Here is a 17,943-nt window from a genome sequence, read left to right as displayed (position 1 = left end):
TATAATCTATTACTAATCCAACAAGTATCGTATTTCATATGAGCGAAAAAAGCACATTCACCTTCGGTAAATGTGCTAAAACATTTTTTGGTTTTGCACTGCATTCACAATAATATTTGCTGTTTCTTCAATCGCTTTATTCGATACATCAATTACTTGACAATTTATTTTACTAATTACTGCTTCAAAGTGATCAATCTCTTCTTGAATACGATTAATATTGGCATATGTTGCGCCGTCACTTAATCCAAGTGATTTTAATCGTTCTTTTCGAATATGATTTAACTTATCCGGTGTAATTTTCAAACCGAAACATTTCTCTTTTGCCACTTGATATAATTCCTCAGGTGGATCCACTTCTGGTACAAGCGGCACATTGGCAACTTTCAACCGTTTGTTATGAGCTAAGTATTGAGAAAGTGGTGTTTTTGATGTACGTGAAATTCCAATTAACACGATATCCGCTTTTAAAATACCTCGTGCATCTCTACCATCATCGTACTTTACAGCAAACTCAATTGCTTCAATCTTTTTAAAGTACTCTTCATCTAATCTACGAACAACACCCGGCTCATATCTCGGCACTTGCCCTGTAATTTCTTCAATTTGATCGATAAGAGGTCCGATAATATCGTATGCCTCTACCCCTTCTTTTGCAGCCTCTTTCACTAAATACTGGCGCATTTCCGGCTTTACTAACGTAAAACAAATAAGCGCTTGATTACTCTTAGCAATCGAAATCACTTCTTTTAATGTCCCTGTATCTTCTACATACGGTACACGTCTAATATCAGGAGCAAATGGGAATTGCCCCATTGCTGCTCGAACAACTAAATCAGCCGTTTCTCCTACAGAGTCAGATACGACATATACGATTTTATTATCCATTACATTACCTCACTTTAAACAAATTACACTTATTCGTTATTTACTAGGTTTACAAACGCACGTGTAATATTTGTTTTTGTAATTCGTCCAATTACTTCTAAACCTTGCTTCGTATCTTTCACAACCGGCATCGCATCAATCTGTCTTTCTATTAATTCCATCGCAATATCATATAAAGAATCTTCTCTACGACACATGGCAATGTTTGGCATCCTTGTCATGATAATATTAACCGGAAGAGAGGTTAAATCCTGCTTCCCTAAGCTAGCTCTTAATAGATCTTTTCGAGACACAACACCAACTAATAGTGTAGATTGATCTACAACAAACAATGTACCAACATCCTCTAAAAACATCGTACAAATTGCATCGTATACTGATACATTTTTATCAATTACAGCCGGTCTAGATTGATAATCTTGCACTTTAATTTTCTTAACAGCTTCAGATAATAGCTGCCCCCCAGTTTTCCCCGTATAAAAATAACCTACGCGTGGACGCGCTTCTAAATAACCAGCCATCGTTAAAATTGCTAAGTCTGGTCTTAGCGTTGCACGTGTTAAACCCAATTGCGCAGCAATTGACTCCCCTGTAATAGGACCGTGATCTTTTACAATCTGAATGATATGTTCTTGCCGTTTATTCAGCTCTATGATAATCACCACCTTTAATGCACAACGAAAAAAGTTATACTATCTCTTAAATATTATATACTAAATATGCTATTCGAAAAAGAAAGTATGTAAAAAGGACCGTATACGGCCCCAAATTATATTTGAAACTTATCAAGTTGCTCTAGGAAACGTCTTGATTTCAAATAAATTCCGCAATATTCATCATAATATGTATTCAATACTAAGCGCATTTGTTTTTTTGTGCTATCCTTCACTGATACATTGCCGAGCCTATGTAAATCGAAATGGAAGAAAAGACGTAACAATTTATGTACAGCTTCTCCCACCGGTATACGATACGGATCTTGCTCCGCATGACGTGAGCACAGAAAACCGCCTTCCCTGACAGAGAAGGCGACAAAATCTGTTTCTTGATGACAAATCGCACATGTATCAAAATACGGGCGCATCCCTAATACAGGAAGCATTTTCGTTTGATAAATTAATGATAATACTTCTGGATCAACACCCTCACACATATAATGCAACGTTTGATATAACATTTCAAATAAGTACGGATTATGTTTTTTATCTTCTGTTGCTTTATCAGTTAACTCAACAACAAATGATGCATAAGCAGTTAAAAATATATCCTCGCGAATTTCTTTCATAGTTGAAATAATCTCGCCTTGTTGCAAAGTTCCAAGCCCAGATCCCACTTGAATAAGAAAATGCCCATGTGTCATAAGTTGCGAAACAGATGCTAACCGACTTTTCGGTTTTTTCGCTCCTCTTGCCATTACACTTATCTTACCGAATTCTCTTGAGAATATTGTAACAATCTTATTCGTTTCTCCGTAATCTGTCGTACGGATAACGATGCCCTCAACTTTTTGAAACATGTTCGTCACCATCCAAGGTTTGAACAAAACGGGTCAAGAAATTGGAGAGTCTAGATGCGCTAGCTCCTCATCATGTTGATCCATCTCATCGTTTACGTCTTTTTCCATCTCTTTTAAAAGCAAATACGTTTCAATGCTTCCTGTTTTGGAGAAAAACTTCCAGGTAAAATCTAGCATAAGAATCCACCTTTCTCAATAAGCGTAGCCTATAAACCAATTTCCTTTGTTATTAAATTGACCCATTTTGTCCATTTTCATGTGAGAAAAATTTTTCCTAATTTATTAAAGTTTACAAAAACCAATAATCAGCGGATGAGCAAACATCCACTGATTACAGCCTTACTTTATTTTAGTACTCGTCTTCGCGGAAACCAAGATCACGAAGCTGAGACATCTTATTGCGCCAATCTTTTTGTACTTTTACCCATACCTCTAAAAATACTTTAGAACCAAGAAGTGCTTCAATATCAAAACGAGCTCGTTTCCCGACTTCTTTTAACATCTTCCCTTGTTTCCCAATAATAATTCCTTTTTGTGATGCACGTTCAACAACAATCGTTGCATTTATATAAACCGCACCGCCCTCACGCTTCTGAATTGCATCAATAACAACCGCTACAGAATGTGGCACTTCTTCACGTGTTAAATGTAGTACTTTTTCACGAATAAGCTCTGCAATAATAAATCGCTCCGGATGATCCGTTACTTGATTATCTGGGTAGTATTGCGGTCCTTCTGGTAAATATTTTTTAATTGCTCCAATTAACGCTTCTACATTATTACCGTCTAATGCAGAAATTGGTACAATCTCTGCAAACTCATGTAGTTTACGATATTGATCAATTAACTCTAATAATTGCTCTGGATGAACTTGGTCAATTTTATTAATTACCAAAAATACCGGTTGTTTCGTTTCTTGTAATTTCTCAATAATGAATTCCTCACCACGACCAAATCCTTCAGTTGCATTGACCATAAACAGAACAATATCAACTTCTTTCAATGTCGTTTGAGCCATCTTCACCATGAAGTCACCTAGTTTATGTTTCGGTTTATGTATTCCTGGTGTATCAATGAAAATTACTTGTGAATCATTTTCTGTATATACGCCTTGAATTTTATTACGAGTCGTTTGTGGCTTGTCACTCATAATGGCAATTTTTTGGCCGATAATACGATTTAAAAATGTAGATTTCCCAACATTCGGTCTGCCAATAATAGAGACAAAACCTGATTTATAACCTTTTCTATTCATGTAAATCCTCCGCTAAAAATGCTCCTGGTAACAATTCTCCGACTGTCGTCTCTTGAACGTCACCATGTAAATTTGATAGGTATACTTTCGTATCCTGTTTACATAATTCTACCATAACTTGTCGACATGCTCCACAAGGAGGTACTGGGCGTTTTGTATCTGCTACAACCGCAATAGCTACAAACTCTTTATCCCCTTCAGAAACTGCCTTAAATAAAGCAGTTCTTTCTGCACAGTTGCATAAGCCATAGGATGCATTCTCAACATTACAGCCACGATATACTTTTCCATCGTGCGTTAATAATGCTGCACCTACTTGAAATTTTGAATATGGTACGTACGCTTGTTTACGCGCTTCGATTGCTTCTTGAATTAATTGTTTACTATTCATATCCCGCATCCTTCCTGTTCACAGCTGTGAATAGATACACTCTCTCACTAAAGGCCTTTATAGCACTTCCAAGGCTTAATAAAAGCTTCGGAATGCAACTATACCACATACGGTACAAAGATAATAGCACCAATTATAACGGCTATAACTGCAAAGAGTAAAACCGCTCCTGCTGCGACATCCTTTGCAATTTTCGCAAATGGATGTATATCAGCAGTCACTAAGTCTACTGTTTTTTCCACAGCCGTATTTACCATCTCTAAACCCATTACAATCCCTATCACAATAAGTAATACCACCCACTCTATTTTCGTAATATGGAAATGAAAGCCGCAGCATATAACAATGACTGCGGCTAAATAATGAATTCTCATATTTCTTTCATGACGAAGACAAAAGAATATACCAGCTATAGCATATCCAAAACTATCTAAAAGTTTTCCTTTTTTCATCGTCCTAATCCAAATGCTTCTAAAATTTCTTTTTGTCTTCCAAACATTTCTTTTTCATCTTCTTCTGTCATGTGATCATAACCAAGCAAATGTAAAAATCCATGTAACGCTAAAAACCCAAGTTCCCTATCAAAAGAGTGTCCATATTCTTCAGCTTGCTCTTTCGCTCTTGGAATAGAAATAATAAGATCTCCTAACATACGCGGCATCTCCGCACCGACAATTTCCATTTCACCTTCTCCCATTTCTTCCATAGCGAAAGAAATAACATCCGTAGGCTGATCCTTATCTCGGTAATCACGGTTTATTTCACGAATACGTTCATTATCTACAAACGTAACCGATAATTCTGCCCCTTCTTCTATGTTTTCCATTTGAGCTGCTTTCTCTACCAGCTCTCGAATCAAACTTATATAATCGTCTTTCACTTCTTCTGTTTCATCAATAAAATCAATTAATAAACTCATTCTTTCTCCTTCTCTTCCGGTAGTTCCGGATATGTAATACGCGAATGGAAAATACCATTTAACGTCTCGCATAACGTTTTTCCAACGATTTGTAGCTCTTTAAATGTCAAATCACATTCACTAAATTGTCCATCTTGCAAACGATCTTTAATAATACTTTGCACTAAATTATTAATTTGATCTGGCGTTGGATGATTCATAGAACGCACCGCGGCCTCTACACTATCAGCAATCCCAACAATCGCCGACTCTTTAGAAGTTGCTTTGGATCCTGGATAACGGAACATCTCTTCTGTATATTTTTCTTTATCTTCTTTAATCGCCTTATAGTAAAAATATTTAAGTAACGTTGTACCATGATGTTGTCCAGCAATATCAATAATTTCTTGCGGAATATGGTACTCTTCTAGCATCCTCACCCCGTCCGTTACATGAGCGATAATAATATCTTTACTCGTTACAGGGGCGAGTTTATCATGTGGGTTTTCAATCCCCATCTGATTTTCAATAAAGAACTGTGGTTGTACCGTTTTTCCTACATCATGATAATACGCCCCTACACGGGCTAATACACCATTTGCCCCGACTGCTTCACAAGCAGCTTCAGAAAGATTCGCTACCATTACACTATGGTGATATGTCCCTGGCGCTTCTAGCAAAATCTTACGCAAAAGCGGATGATTTGGACTTGATAGTTCCATAAGCTTCATACTTGATACAATGCCAAGTCCACTCTCTAAATATGGTAAAATCCCCATAGCTAACACCGAAGAGATAATCCCTGAAACAGAAGCCATCAATAATTGTGTACCAATTTCAAGAGGCGAAAAATTCCCATTACGCAACAATAATAACGCTGCCAATACGACCACATTTAACACAGAAACGAGTATACCCGCTTGTAAAATCATCGTACGACGATTTTTTTCTCTCAAGAAAATACTAACTGATAGTGAACTTAGTAACACATAGATCCCCACACTATAATTCAGGGTGCTCGTTACTCCTTCATTAAACATAATGCTTCCGCATACAGAAAAAATCATGCTTGTTAAAAAAACAAATCGATCACCAATCATTAGTTTTACAAGTATTGTTCCCATTGCAACTGGAACGACATACGCGATCCCTGCATATTCAAGCTTTTGGAACAAGCTAATGATTTTCATTAAAACGATCGTGATCGACAAAATGGTAATGTACGCTAAAATATACGGTCTATCTTCCCTTTTCCGTTGTAAAAATACTTCAAATTGCTTATGCATAAAGTACAATAGCACACCAATGAGTACCGCTAATCCAACATAGGGTTGAAAACTGTTCCCTTTTTCTAACAGACCAACTAATTTCAACTGATTGTACATATCACTTGAAATCGTTTCACCTTCTCTAACAAGGACTTGCCCTTGAAGAATATAAACAGGTGGAACTAAATCTTCTTCCGCTTTTCTCTTCTCTTTTGTTAAGGTCGGATCATAAAAATAGTTTGCAGAAATCGCATATTTCCCTAACGCCTTAATAGATTCCTTTAAACCATTATCAACATTAACACTATTCATCTCACTTACATATCGTTCCTTCGCATCCTTCAATTCGTCCATTTTAATATGCTCAGTCATGATACTATTAATAGCTGTAACTGCTGCATCTTTTGCTAATACTAATTGGTTCGAATCTGCATTAATTAAGTTTAGTAAGTTTGAATCAGATAATTCTTTCGTTAAATCAGTAGGCAATTTTTTTTTCAACTTGTCCACTTTTTCAGCATCAGTAATCTTTTTTTGCTCATCCGGTCCAACCGCTTTGATCTCTTGTATCACTTCATCTACTTTAGCAAAGACGTCATTCACAATATCCACTTTATTTTGTTTATACTCACTTTTATATGTATATTGATCTTCAACTTTTGTAGCGGCTTCTTTTTTCTTTTTGTCCGTTGTAACTTTATCTTCAATTTTAATAGGAGAATGGATTGTTTTTTTCGCAATAGAATATGTTGTAACATCTAATTGCTCTGGTTTTACATTATTCATAAGTGCAAAAAATAGCACTGCTCCTAATAAAACGTAAGAAATCCAACTTAGTTTTTTCGAATGTTGTAAATTACGAAACCACTTAGAAATTTCTTGAGATCTTGACATGATTTCAATACCTTCTCCTCTCCAGAAATAAAGTGAAACTATTTATAGCTTTCGTTTCTTCTAACTAGCGACACTTTTAGAATCATACGTCATTTATCGCTTATACTCTTCTTCTTTCATGATAGTAAAAAAATTGCTATTCGCCAACCTTATCATACAAAAAGAAATGATCCTGACAAATAGGATCATTCCATTTTATCATACGCCTCAATAATACGTTGCACTAACGGATGTCGCACAACGTCGCTTTGCTCTAATGTAATGAACGAAAGTCCCGATACACCAGATAAAACATTTGTAGCAATAGAAAGACCTGATTTTGCCCCTTTTGGCAAATCTACCTGCGAAGGATCCCCTGTTATAACCATTTTAGAACTAAAACCTAATCTTGTTAAAAACATTTTTATTTGGACACCAGTTGTATTTTGCGCTTCATCTAAAATAACAAATGAATCATCAAGCGTACGCCCTCTCATATAAGCAAGAGGCGCGATTTCAATTACACCTCGCTCCATCATACGCTGCGTATATTCTTGTCCAAGAATATCGTGCAGTGCATCATACAATGGACGTAAATATGGATCTACCTTCTCTTTTAAATCCCCTGGTAAAAAACCTAAACTCTCTCCAGCTTCTACAGCAGGCCTTGTTAGAATAATTTTCTTTACATACCCTTGTTTTAACGCTCTTACAGCCATTACTACAGCTAAGTACGTTTTTCCAGTTCCAGCAGGTCCTATCCCAAATACAATATCATTCTTCTTCATCGCATGAATATATCGTCTTTGTCCCATTGTTTTTACACGAATAGATTTACCTTTTGCCGTTTTAAAAATTTCTTCTTCATATAACTCTTCAAATTGAGCAATTTTCCCTTGTTGTGCGAGCTGAATTGCATACGCAACATCTCTTTCTGTAATGGATACACTTTTACGAATAACAACAAGTAATTGCTGTAAGATTTTTTCTACGAGTGTCACGTTTTCATCTGCCCCAGACACATGAACTGTTTCACCTCTAGTTACGATAGATACATTAAGTTCTCGTTCCATTACTTTTAAATGAGCATCATTGACTCCAAAAAGAGCGATTGCTTCGTTAGTATTTTCCAATTGTTGGTTCATTTCTACTAATTGTTCTGCCATTACTCAGTCTCCTTGAATATCGGATTCGGATATCGGTTGTGACTCTGCAATATTTTCAATTACAGTATAATGCAATGTAACTTTTAGTTGATCCGCCTCAACCTCTTTACTCAAAATCTTATCACTTACAATCATAGCATGTTCATCCAATTTTTTCTTTAGTTCTTTTTCGGCCATCTCTTTCGCTACTTTCAATGCCTGTTTTTCTGTGTATTCTCGATTCGCTTCTTCCTCTTCTCGTACAATATCTTTTTCATATGCAATCGGTAATGTAAAACCAAATAATTTCACATCATGTTTTACATGTTCAGTACGAGAGCGTTTATACTTATCATGTTGAAATCCCCATATTTTTATTTTTGCACTCCCAAACTTAAGAAAGTATTCATTATACGCATTACCAGTATACACTTGAAATTGTGTTTTCAGCGGCACACTCACCTCGGATGTATACCAAGTTTCTCCATATACAATGCCTTTCGCTGAAACAACTGACGGGTTTTCCTCGTTACCATATACACCTGATACAAGAAGTTGTCCTTTTTCAACATGGTCATTTTTCATAACGACTGGTTTCCCAACCTCTACAAACGTTTTTGTAATAATTGCTTCTTTTTTTGCCACTAAATTTTGTGGATGCTGTTCCTTTTCTTTTTTCGGCTCGTTTTTTTCCACAATTTTAAAATGATAGGTGGTCCCTCTTACTTCCAGCCCCGCCCAAGTAATCACATTAATATTGTCCGTCAAATGGCGTTGCACATCTTCTACACTAGGCATTTGAAACTGTAGTTTTCCTTTCTTAATACCCATTTTATCCAATTCTTTCATCAATATATATTCTGTTTCAGGTTTCGCTCCTGTAATCTCAATTTTCCAAACCATATTTGACATTGCAATCATACCAAAAAAGAAAATTAAAAAACCGATTAAAAATCCACTATTTTTAATTAAACGCTTATTCCAAAAAGGAAAACCGTAGCGTCCAATGAAATATAATTTACATTCATTTTTTCTATAAATTGGTTTTAATTTTTTCACATCGCGTAACAACATACAAAAAACTAACGTTTCATCAGCAATCTTCTTAACATCCCAAACTAATAATTTTCTACGTACGCATTCATTAACGAACCGTTCCGCTCCTCTACCTTCAATTCGTACTTTTACATATCCAAGCCACTTTATAAACCATTTATTTTTCATCTACTACCTCCACTACCTTTCCAAAAAGTAGACATACTACTTTTCACTTTAATTAGCAAAATAACTCGTACGAAAATGAAATAAAGAGTTTTACTGCCCATAAATAGCGAGATAACTGAATAGTAAGGTCGAATCACGAGAATAAAGAAGAAAAACTTCACATACGGAAGTTTCCCTCACTCCTTTTGCTTTTCACTTTCTAAAAACATCACTTGCTCAATGATCCCTTCAAGCAAAAGCTCCTCTGGAAGGATTGTTTTAATAACGAAGGATTGCCCCTTAATTAATAATTGACCATGTTTTAGCAACAATCTTACTTCTTTATCTGAAAACACTAATAAACCTTGATGATTTTCTATATAGATATGCACTTGCCCAACAAGCGTGATCCGAGGTAGATCCATTAGCACATCCACTGGCAGGTCTATTTGCTTCGTTAACCAATTCTTCATTTGTTCTAATTTTTTCATCTTAAAAGACCTCCTCTCATCCCATATGTATGAAAAAAGAGCTTGTAATATCACGTCCAAACTGAAAAAAAGCATAAAAAAACGTCTCATACGAAATGAGACGTTTTTTTATGCTAATAGCTGGATAACCAGCTTATTCACAAGTGATCCGTCTGTTTTACCTTTTACTTTCGGCATAACAGCAGTCATCACCTTACCCATATCTGCTTTTGATGTCGCACCAACTTCAGAAATAACTTGCTTGATTACATCAATCAGGTCTTCTTCAGTTAATTGCTCCGGCAAATATGCGCTTAAAATCTGAATTTCACTTTGCAGTTTATCAACAAGGTCTTCACGACCAGCTTTTTTAAATTCAAGGAGGGAGTCCTTATACTGTTTTACTTCACGAGCTAAAACTGTTAATTCCTCTTCTTCAGTAAGAGTATGTTGCAGTTTAATACCTTCATTTTGTAAAGCAGCCTTAACCATACGAATAACGGTTAATTTTTCTTTTTGTTTATTCTTCATCGCTTGTTTCATATCATCGTTTAAACGACCGAGAAGACTCATAACTTACACCCTCTCTTAGAATTTACGCTTTCTTGCCGCTTCAGATTTCTTCTTACGTTTTACACTTGGTTTTTCATAAAACTCGCGCTTTCTTGCTTCAGCAAGTGTACCAGTTTTAGAAACCGATCTTTTAAAACGGCGAAGTGCATCCTCCAAAGACTCGTTTTTACGAACGACTGTTTTTGACATTCTCTTTCCCTCCCTCCGAAACATCACACTTACATACTAACTTCAGCATGCAAAAAGAAACACTTCTTCAGCATGTCTTTTACGATTATAATACATTTTATCACTTCAGGTCAACTATTTGACAGAATAAAAGAGGAATAGATGCTCTTCCTTTTTTAAAGCTATGCAAATAGCTATCATCCTTTTCCACTGAAAACAACTATATTTTTATCATTGCACCTTTTCAACACTTAACTTTTCCATGAAAAAAGAAAGCATGCAAACCGTTTCCGTTTGCATGCTTTCTTTACGCGCTCGCTGATTCTTTTTTCACATCATCTTCAATAACACGAACAAATTGCGCTTCGTTATATGGATAACCAGCTTTCGTAATTTTCACTTTCACTAGCTTACCAATTAATTCTTCTGACCCTTCAAAGACAATTTTCAAATAGTTATCTGTATAACCTACATATAACCCTTCACGGTCGCCATCTTTAAATTGCTCTTCCGGGATAATTTCAAGCACTTCTCCTTCAAACTGTGAAGCATACTCTTTCGCTAATTGATTAGATAGTTCAATTAAACGGTGAACACGATCGTTCTTCACATCTTCAGGAACTTGATCTTCCATACGCGCTGCAGGTGTTCCCGTACGTTTTGAATAAGGGAATACGTGTAACTCAGAGAAGCGATTCTCTTTAATGAAATTGTACGTTTCCATAAATTCTTCTTCTGTTTCACCTGGGAAGCCAACAATTACGTCTGATGTAATCGCAAGACCTGGTAACGCTTCTTTCAAACGATCTAAACGCTCTTGGAAAAATTCCATCGTATACTTACGACGCATACGTTTTAATACAGTATTAGATCCTGATTGCAACGGAATGTGCAAGTGGCGTACAACTACTTCAGATTTGTCTAACACTTCTATTACTTCATCTGAAATTTGACTCGCTTCAATAGAAGAAATACGAAGACGTTTTAATCCACCTACTTCTGCTTCCATATCACGAAGTAATCCAGCTAAGTTATAATCTTTAATATCTTCACCGTATCCACCTGTATGAATACCAGTTAATACGATTTCTTTATAGCCTGCATCCACTAATTGCTGCGCTTGTTTAATAACTTCTTTTCCATCACGAGAACGCATTAAACCACGCGCCCAAGGAATAATACAGAACGTACAGAAGTTATTACAACCTTCTTGTATTTTTAATGAAGCACGTGTACGATCCGTGAAATATGGTACATCAAGTTCTTCGTATACACGTGTTTTCATAATGTTACGGACAGCATTAATTGGTTGACGCTCTTTACGGAATTCTTCGATGTATCCTAACATCTTTTCACGATCTTGTGTACCAACTACAATATCTACACCTGGAATTGCCATAATTTCAGCTGGAGATGTTTGCGCATAACATCCCGTTACACAAATAACCGCATCTGGATTTTGACGCACAGCACGTCTAATTACTTGACGGCTTTTTTTATCTCCAGTATTTGTTACTGTACATGTATTAATAACATATACATCAGATTTCTTTTCATATTCAGTTCTTTCATAACCACCTTGTTTAAACAATTGCCAAATAGCTTCTGTTTCATAGTGGTTTACTTTACAACCTAACGTGTGGAACGCAACAGTTGACATTGATCATCACCCCATCAATTCAAAATGATAAGAAGCAGCACTTAACGCATAAAGCGGTGCCGTTTCCGTTCTTAAAATCCTTGGTCCTAAACTACATAGTACAAATTTATGTTCACGAAGCGCTGTAATCTCTTCCTCAGCTAAACCGCCTTCTGGGCCAAATACAATTAATAGCTTTTGACCTGGTTTCATTGTCGTTAAAGCTTTCGCAAAATTAGATTTCTCGCCTTGTTTTGCTACTTCTTCATACGCAACAAGACAAACATCATACTCACCACTCATTGAAAGCAATTGCTTAAACGATGCTGGAGCATGTACTTCTGGAACTTCACTTCTATGCGATTGTTCCGCAGCTTCTTTCACAATTTTTCTTAAACGCTCAACTTTTTTATCAGCTTTTTTCGCATCCCATTTTACGATAGAGCGAGATGCTTGAAATGGTAAAAATGCGGCTGCCCCAAGCTCGGTTCCTTTTTGAAAAATTAACTCTAGCTTGTCTCCTTTTGGCAGTCCACTTGCAATCGTCACGAACACAGGAAGTTCACTCGATACCTCTACCCATTCTACAATAGCTGTCTCAACAAATTCACTGGTAATTTCATCAATTGAACATACTGCTGTTTTTCCGTTTACACAGCAATAAATGTGATCACCAGCTGACATACGCATTACTCTCGCAATATGATGTACATCATCACCTACAATGCGAATCTTTGCTTCACTTACATATTTTTCTTCTACAAAATAACGTTGCATATAATCACCTTAGTAGAGTTTCGTTCCTTTCGTAAGTCAACACTTACGAAAAGAACGAAACGTTATCATTTTTCATATAACAAACGGCAAGTCCCTCACCTTATAGTGAGAGACTCCCCTTTTCATTATAAACTAAAATCTATATTACGCATTTCGTGCAATAATTGCTACCCAATCATCCATTCGTAATACTTCTTCAATTGTAAATCCAGCTTTTTCTAACGCCTCAGAAATTACTTTTTCTTTCGCTGCAATAATACCAGATGTAATGAATAATCCACCTGATTTTACAACTCGTGCTGCATCTTCAGGGAATAGAAGAATAATTTCTGCTAATAAATTCGCTACGATTAAATCAACAGGTCCTTCAATACCTTCTAAAAGACTATTTTGTCCAACAGATACGATATCATCTGTTTTATTTAAACGTACATTCATTTCCGCACTTTCCACTGCAACTGGATCTAAATCGTATGCTTGAACAGAAGACGCACCTAATTTTGCCGCTGCAATACTAAGTACACCTGAACCCGTTCCTACATCAATGACAGTATCACCTGATTGAACTGTTTTTTCTAAAGCACGAATACACATCGTTGTTGTTGGATGAGTTCCTGTACCAAACGCCATACCCGGGTCTAATTCAATGATTTTTTCATCTGGAGAAGATGGTGTGTATTCTTCCCATGTCGGTACGATTGTGAATGTATCAGAAATTTGTACTGGATGGTAATACTTTTTCCAAGCAGTAGCCCAATCTTCTTCATTGACTTCGTTAATGGTAATATTTCCAGTACCAATTTCAATGTCGTAAGATGGAAGCACATCAATAGATGATTTTACACCGGCAATCGTTTCCTGTAAAGAATCCGTTTGTGGGAAATATGCTTTTACTAATACACCCTCTGCCGGGTATTCATCTGGGTTCAATGCATAAATTTCACCATATTGTTGCTCGCGCTCTTTCGTCAACTCTGCTGGATCCTCAATCGCAACTCCACTAGCACCAGCTTCATGTAAAATATGAGAGACAGCTTCTACTGCTTCTTCTGTTGTATGAATACTAACTTCTGACCATTTCACAATTTACCAACTCCATTTTTTATTTCCATTATTCCCCTTTGAAAGCACGTTTAAGCTTTCCGAATAAACTATCATCCTGCTCTTCTTGCCCTGCAAATTCACGTAATAAATCTTTTTGATGTGAATTTAATTTTGTTGGTACAACAACACGAACGACTACATATTGATCTCCTTGACCGTATCCACGTACGTTTGGAGCACCTTTTCCTTTTAAGCGGAATTCTGTTCCTGTTTGTGTTCCTGCTGGAATTTTCAGCTTCACTTTCCCATGAACAGTAGGAACTTCTACTTCAGCACCAAGTGCCATTTGCGCAAATGTTAATGGCATTTCGCAAATAATATGATCACCTTCACGCTCGAAGAATTCATGATTTCTTACATGAACAACTACATATAAATCTCCTGCCGGTCCACCATTTACGCCCGCTTCACCTTTTCCAGATACACGAATTTGTTGGCCATTATCAATACCAGCTGGAATCTTAACGTTAATTTTTTTACGCTTACGTACTTTACCTGAACCATGACATGTCGTACATTTTTCTTTAATCATTTGACCAGTTCCTGAACAATGACCACAAGCTTGACGGTTTACAATACGACCAAACGGTGTATTTTGTTCTACACTTACTTGACCTGATCCTGAACAATGTTTACATGTTTCTTTTGAAGTTCCTGGTTTTGCCCCGCTACCTTTACAAGTATCACATGGATCTTCTACTGGAATTTCAACGTTTAACTCTTTACCAAAAATAGCTTCTTCAAAGTCTAAAGTGACTTGATATTGTAAGTCAGCACCTTGGCGCGGAGCATTTGGATCACGACGTCTGCCGCCACCGCCGCCAAAGAACGAACTAAAGATATCTTCAAAACCGAAGCCACCGCCGAAGTCTCCTCCGCCACCGAAGCCTTGATTTGCACCAGCATGACCAAATTGATCGTACTGCGCACGCTTTTGATCATCGCTCAACACTTCGTATGCCTCTTGTACTTCTTTAAACTTTTCAATTGCATTTTCTTCTTTACTCACGTCTGGATGGTATTTTTTAGCCAAACGACGATACGCTTTTTTAATTTCATCTTTTGAAGCGCCCTGGCTAAGTCCAAGGACCTCATAATAGTCTCGTTTACTCATAAATTTGCAACCCCCGAATCTTTCACATAAACGTAATTTTAACACCGAAAGAAAGTGCTTTGCAACAAAGTTTCCTCACTTACAGTATGCAAGGTAAAAAACTTAAGATCCTCACACATTTCTCCTCATTTATGAAAAAAGCCAAAGCCAAGGCACGCTTGACTTTGACTTTTTGTCATCTTACTTATTATGTTTGTACTTAAATTACTTGTCTTCTTTTACTTCTTCAAATTCAGCGTCTACTACATTATCTTTTTTCGCGCCAGCGTCTTGTGCTCCTTGTGCACCTTCTGCTTGCCCTGCAGCTGCTTGAGCTTGCTCGTATAATTTAACGCTTAATTGTTGTACGATTTCTTGTAAAGCATCTTTTTTCGCACGGATTTCATCAAGATCGTTTTTCTCAATTGCCGCTTGCAACGCTTCTTTCGCTTCTGTCGCTTTTGCAACCTCAGCCGCATCTACTTTACCTTCTAAATCTTTTACAACTTTATCTGTTTGGAATACAAGTTGGTCAGCTTCATTACGAAGTTCAACTTCTTCCTTACGTTTTTGGTCAGCGTCAGCATTTGCTTCTGCTTCTTGTACCATACGATCTACTTCTTCATCAGAAAGACCTGAAGAAGATTGAATTGTAATAGCTTGCTCTTTGCTTGTTCCTAAGTCTTTTGCACGTACGTTAACGATACCGTTCGCATCAATATCGAATGTTACTTCGATTTGTGGAATACCACGTGGTGCTGGTGGAAGATCCGTTAATTGGAAACGACCTAATGTTTTGTTGTCAGCTGACATTGGACGCTCACCTTGTAGTACATGAATGTCTACTGCCGGTTGGTTATCAGCAGCTGTTGAGAATACTTGTGACTTACTTGTTGGAATTGTAGTGTTACGCTCGATTAATTTCGTGAACACACCACCCATAGTTTCAATACCTAAAGAAAGTGGAGTTACGTCTAATAATAGTACGCCTTCTACATCACCAGTAAGTACGCCACCTTGAACCGCAGCACCTAATGCTACAACTTCATCAGGGTTTACGCCTTTGTATGGCTCTTTACCAGTTTCACGTTTAATAGCTTCTTGAACAGCTGGGATACGAGTAGATCCACCAACAAGGATAACTTTATCTAATTCACTTGGAGCAAAGCCAGCGTCTTTTAATGCACGACGAGTTGGCTCTAACGTTCTTTCAACAAGACCTGCTGAAATCTCTTCGAATTTCGCTCTTGTTAACGTTAATTCTAAGTGTAATGGGCCAGCAGCTCCAGCACTAATGAATGGTAATGAAATTTGTGTTTGTGTTACACCTGAAAGATCTTTTTTCGCTTTTTCAGCTGCATCTTTCAAACGTTGAAGTGCCATTTTATCTTGGCTTAAATCAATGTTATTTTCTTTTTTGAATTCAGCTACTAAGTGATCGATGATAACTTGGTCAAAGTCATCTCCACCAAGGCGGTTGTCACCAGCAGTTGAAATAACTTCGAATGTGCCGTCTGCTAACTCAAGGATAGATACGTCAAATGTACCGCCACCTAAGTCATATACTAAGATTTTTTGCTCTTCATCTTGTTTTTCTAAACCGTAAGCAAGTGCTGCTGCTGTTGGTTCGTTAATGATACGCTCAACTTCTAAACCAGCGATACGACCAGCATCTTTCGTTGCTTGACGCTCTGCATCGTTGAAGTATGCAGGTACTGTAATAACAGCTTTCGTTACTGTTTCACCTAAGTATGCTTCAGCAGAAGCTTTTAAGTTTTGTAAAATGATTGCAGAAATTTCTTGAGGTGTAAAATCTTTACCTTCAACTTCTACTTTGTAGTCTGTACCCATATGACGTTTAACAGACATGATTGTATTTGGGTTTGTAATTGCTTGACGCTTCGCAACTTCCCCAACTTGACGCTCTTCATTTTTGAAAGCTACAACAGAAGGTGTTGTACGGTTTCCTTCTGGATTTGGGATAACCTTTGGTTCTCCACCTTCCATAACAGCTACACAAGAGTTTGTTGTACCTAAGTCAATACCGATAATTTTACTCATGGCGAATCCTCCTACTTTTATGTAAATTATTGATTTACTTTTACCATTGATGGGCGAATCACACGGTCTTTTAGTTTATAACCTTTTTGGAATTCTTCAACTACCGCGTTTGATTCAAATTCACTGTCTTCCACTTGCATAATAGCTTGGTGTTCATTCGGATCAAACTGTTTACCAACAGCTTCAATCGCTTCCACACCTTCTTTAGTCAACGCTTCTAGCAATTGACGATGCACCATTTCCATACCTTGTAACAAGGATTTCGTTTGCTCGTCAGTCGCTTCCACTTGCATCGCTCTTTCAAAATTATCAAGAGCTGGCAAAATATCTGAAACTAGACTTTGTGCTCTATATTTGTCAGCAGCCTGTTTATCCATTTGGACACGGCGCTTATAATTTTCAAAATCAGCTTGTAGACGTAATGTGCGACCTTCCGTTTCCGTTAGTTTCGCTTGTAACTCATCTACTTTTTCTTGTAAAAGAGCAGCCTCACTTTTTTCTTCTACAGTTTTTTCACTGTTTTCTGGCGTGACAGCTTCTTCAACTTGCGCTTCTTTCACTTCTTCTACCACTTGTTCGTTACGCTCTTCCACAATTTTCACCTCCTTAAAAGGTATTAGG

Annotated in this window: 20 protein-coding genes; all 20 read right to left on the bottom strand. The window is 37.1% G+C overall.

From position 1 onward, the window contains the following. Positions 1-75: 75 nt before the first annotated feature. The 20 genes from JDS95_RS21680 to grpE all read right to left on the bottom strand — a co-directional run bounded on the left by JDS95_RS21680 (position 76) and on the right by grpE (position 17,915). The gene (locus JDS95_RS21680) at positions 76-888 is read right to left on the bottom strand and encodes a pyruvate, water dikinase regulatory protein (protein ID WP_000368950.1); all 813 of its coding nucleotides are present in this window, start codon (positions 886-888) and stop codon (positions 76-78) included. A gap of 29 nt (positions 889-917) precedes the next feature. Next, positions 918-1,550, bottom strand: a complete 633-nt coding sequence (locus tag JDS95_RS21675; RefSeq protein WP_000583755.1) for a transcriptional regulator CcpN — start codon at positions 1,548-1,550, stop codon at positions 918-920. A 107-nt stretch (positions 1,551-1,657) separates the two neighbouring features. Further along, positions 1,658-2,404 carry a DNA repair protein RecO gene (gene recO / locus JDS95_RS21670; protein ID WP_085450589.1) on the bottom strand — a complete coding sequence of 249 codons (747 nt, stop codon included), beginning with the start codon at positions 2,402-2,404 and terminating at the stop codon, positions 1,658-1,660. Positions 2,405-2,437: 33 nt separating this feature from the next. After that, a complete protein-coding gene (locus JDS95_RS21665) occupies positions 2,438-2,581 on the bottom strand; it encodes a YqzL family protein (RefSeq protein WP_000883923.1) in 144 nt (47 codons plus the stop codon). Positions 2,582-2,753: 172 nt separating this feature from the next. After that, positions 2,754-3,659, bottom strand: coding sequence for a GTPase Era (gene era, locus JDS95_RS21660; RefSeq protein WP_001080234.1), 906 nt, complete (start codon positions 3,657-3,659; stop codon positions 2,754-2,756). After that, positions 3,652-4,050, bottom strand: coding sequence for a cytidine deaminase (locus JDS95_RS21655; RefSeq protein ID WP_001086291.1), 399 nt, complete (start codon positions 4,048-4,050; stop codon positions 3,652-3,654). Before JDS95_RS21655 ends, era begins: the two co-directional genes overlap by 8 nt. A 98-nt stretch (positions 4,051-4,148) precedes the next feature. Continuing rightward, positions 4,149-4,502, bottom strand: a complete 354-nt coding sequence (locus JDS95_RS21650) for a diacylglycerol kinase family protein (RefSeq protein WP_000715512.1) — start codon at positions 4,500-4,502, stop codon at positions 4,149-4,151. Beyond that, positions 4,499-4,969, bottom strand: a complete 471-nt coding sequence (gene ybeY / locus JDS95_RS21645) for an rRNA maturation RNase YbeY (protein WP_000054674.1) — start codon at positions 4,967-4,969, stop codon at positions 4,499-4,501. The genes JDS95_RS21650 and ybeY overlap by 4 nt, the downstream gene beginning before the upstream one ends. Next, entirely contained in the window at positions 4,966-7,110 is a 2,145-nt protein-coding gene (locus JDS95_RS21640; protein ID WP_000091506.1) for an HD family phosphohydrolase, read from the bottom strand. Before JDS95_RS21640 ends, ybeY begins: the two co-directional genes overlap by 4 nt. A 185-nt stretch (positions 7,111-7,295) precedes the next feature. Then, complete coding sequence (locus JDS95_RS21635; protein WP_000840526.1) at positions 7,296-8,255, bottom strand: PhoH family protein; 960 nt, start codon at positions 8,253-8,255, stop codon at positions 7,296-7,298. Positions 8,256-8,258: 3 nt separating this feature from the next. Further along, positions 8,259-9,458, bottom strand: a complete 1,200-nt coding sequence (gene yqfD, locus JDS95_RS21630) for a sporulation protein YqfD (protein WP_199690778.1) — start codon at positions 9,456-9,458, stop codon at positions 8,259-8,261. Positions 9,459-9,634: 176 nt separating this feature from the next. After that, on the bottom strand, positions 9,635-9,928 hold the full coding sequence (yqfC, locus tag JDS95_RS21625) for a sporulation protein YqfC (RefSeq protein WP_000732262.1): 294 nt from the start codon (positions 9,926-9,928) through the stop codon (positions 9,635-9,637). A gap of 108 nt (positions 9,929-10,036) precedes the next feature. Next, positions 10,037-10,480 (bottom strand): GatB/YqeY domain-containing protein, encoded by a 444-nt coding sequence (locus tag JDS95_RS21620; RefSeq protein ID WP_000054576.1) that lies wholly within the window; start codon positions 10,478-10,480, stop codon positions 10,037-10,039. 15 nt (positions 10,481-10,495) lie between these two features. Continuing rightward, complete coding sequence (gene rpsU / locus JDS95_RS21615) at positions 10,496-10,669, bottom strand: 30S ribosomal protein S21 (RefSeq protein ID WP_000048061.1); 174 nt, start codon at positions 10,667-10,669, stop codon at positions 10,496-10,498. A gap of 286 nt (positions 10,670-10,955) precedes the next feature. Further along, positions 10,956-12,308, bottom strand: coding sequence for a tRNA (N(6)-L-threonylcarbamoyladenosine(37)-C(2))-methylthiotransferase MtaB (gene mtaB / locus JDS95_RS21610; RefSeq protein WP_000108698.1), 1,353 nt, complete (start codon positions 12,306-12,308; stop codon positions 10,956-10,958). A 6-nt stretch (positions 12,309-12,314) separates the two neighbouring features. After that, entirely contained in the window at positions 12,315-13,064 is a 750-nt protein-coding gene (locus tag JDS95_RS21605) for a 16S rRNA (uracil(1498)-N(3))-methyltransferase (protein WP_001190171.1), read from the bottom strand. A 144-nt stretch (positions 13,065-13,208) separates the two neighbouring features. Beyond that, positions 13,209-14,147: a 50S ribosomal protein L11 methyltransferase gene (gene prmA / locus JDS95_RS21600; protein ID WP_000872124.1), complete on the bottom strand. Its 939-nt coding sequence runs from the start codon at positions 14,145-14,147 to the stop codon at positions 13,209-13,211. Between the two features lie 28 nt (positions 14,148-14,175). Then, positions 14,176-15,282, bottom strand: coding sequence for a chaperone protein DnaJ (gene dnaJ / locus JDS95_RS21595; protein ID WP_000043956.1), 1,107 nt, complete (start codon positions 15,280-15,282; stop codon positions 14,176-14,178). 204 nt (positions 15,283-15,486) lie between these two features. Continuing rightward, the gene (gene dnaK, locus JDS95_RS21590; protein ID WP_000034693.1) at positions 15,487-17,322 is read right to left on the bottom strand and encodes a chaperone protein DnaK; all 1,836 of its coding nucleotides are present in this window, start codon (positions 17,320-17,322) and stop codon (positions 15,487-15,489) included. A 26-nt stretch (positions 17,323-17,348) separates the two neighbouring features. After that, positions 17,349-17,915 carry a nucleotide exchange factor GrpE gene (gene grpE / locus JDS95_RS21585; protein WP_000392715.1) on the bottom strand — a complete coding sequence of 189 codons (567 nt, stop codon included), beginning with the start codon at positions 17,913-17,915 and terminating at the stop codon, positions 17,349-17,351. Between the last annotated feature and the right edge of the window lie 28 nt (positions 17,916-17,943).

Origin of the sequence: Bacillus cereus group sp. N24, assembly GCF_016483345.1 — a bacterium.
In the GTDB taxonomy this organism is placed as follows: Bacteria; Bacillota; Bacilli; order Bacillales; family Bacillaceae_G; genus Bacillus_A; species Bacillus_A toyonensis.
This window is presented reverse-complemented; position numbering and strand designations above follow the sequence as displayed.

Bases quoted from the DNA above. Each gene is read 5' to 3' on its own strand.
- yqfC (WP_000732262.1), bottom strand. From the start codon at position 9,928: ATGAAAAAATTAGAACAAATGAAGAATTGGTTAACGAAGCAAATAGAC.
- JDS95_RS21680 (WP_000368950.1), bottom strand. From the start codon at position 888: ATGGATAATAAAATCGTATATGTCGTATCTGACTCTGTAGGAGAAACG.
- recO (WP_085450589.1), bottom strand. From the start codon at position 2,404: ATGTTTCAAAAAGTTGAGGGCATCGTTATCCGTACGACAGATTACGGA.
- JDS95_RS21665 (WP_000883923.1), bottom strand. From the start codon at position 2,581: ATGCTAGATTTTACCTGGAAGTTTTTCTCCAAAACAGGAAGCATTGAA.
- JDS95_RS21655 (WP_001086291.1), bottom strand. From the start codon at position 4,050: ATGAATAGTAAACAATTAATTCAAGAAGCAATCGAAGCGCGTAAACAA.
- yqfD (WP_199690778.1), bottom strand. From the start codon at position 9,458: ATGAAAAATAAATGGTTTATAAAGTGGCTTGGATATGTAAAAGTACGA.
- JDS95_RS21635 (WP_000840526.1), bottom strand. From the start codon at position 8,255: ATGGCAGAACAATTAGTAGAAATGAACCAACAATTGGAAAATACTAAC.
- JDS95_RS21640 (WP_000091506.1), bottom strand. From the start codon at position 7,110: ATGTCAAGATCTCAAGAAATTTCTAAGTGGTTTCGTAATTTACAACAT.
- rpsU (WP_000048061.1), bottom strand. From the start codon at position 10,669: ATGTCAAAAACAGTCGTTCGTAAAAACGAGTCTTTGGAGGATGCACTT.
- era (WP_001080234.1), bottom strand. From the start codon at position 3,659: ATGAATAGAAAAGGTTATAAATCAGGTTTTGTCTCTATTATTGGCAGA.
- JDS95_RS21620 (WP_000054576.1), bottom strand. From the start codon at position 10,480: ATGAGTCTTCTCGGTCGTTTAAACGATGATATGAAACAAGCGATGAAG.
- mtaB (WP_000108698.1), bottom strand. From the start codon at position 12,308: ATGTCAACTGTTGCGTTCCACACGTTAGGTTGTAAAGTAAACCACTAT.
- JDS95_RS21650 (WP_000715512.1), bottom strand. From the start codon at position 4,502: ATGAAAAAAGGAAAACTTTTAGATAGTTTTGGATATGCTATAGCTGGT.
- ybeY (WP_000054674.1), bottom strand. From the start codon at position 4,969: ATGAGTTTATTAATTGATTTTATTGATGAAACAGAAGAAGTGAAAGAC.
- dnaJ (WP_000043956.1), bottom strand. From the start codon at position 15,282: ATGAGTAAACGAGACTATTATGAGGTCCTTGGACTTAGCCAGGGCGCT.
- dnaK (WP_000034693.1), bottom strand. From the start codon at position 17,322: ATGAGTAAAATTATCGGTATTGACTTAGGTACAACAAACTCTTGTGTA.
- JDS95_RS21605 (WP_001190171.1), bottom strand. From the start codon at position 13,064: ATGCAACGTTATTTTGTAGAAGAAAAATATGTAAGTGAAGCAAAGATT.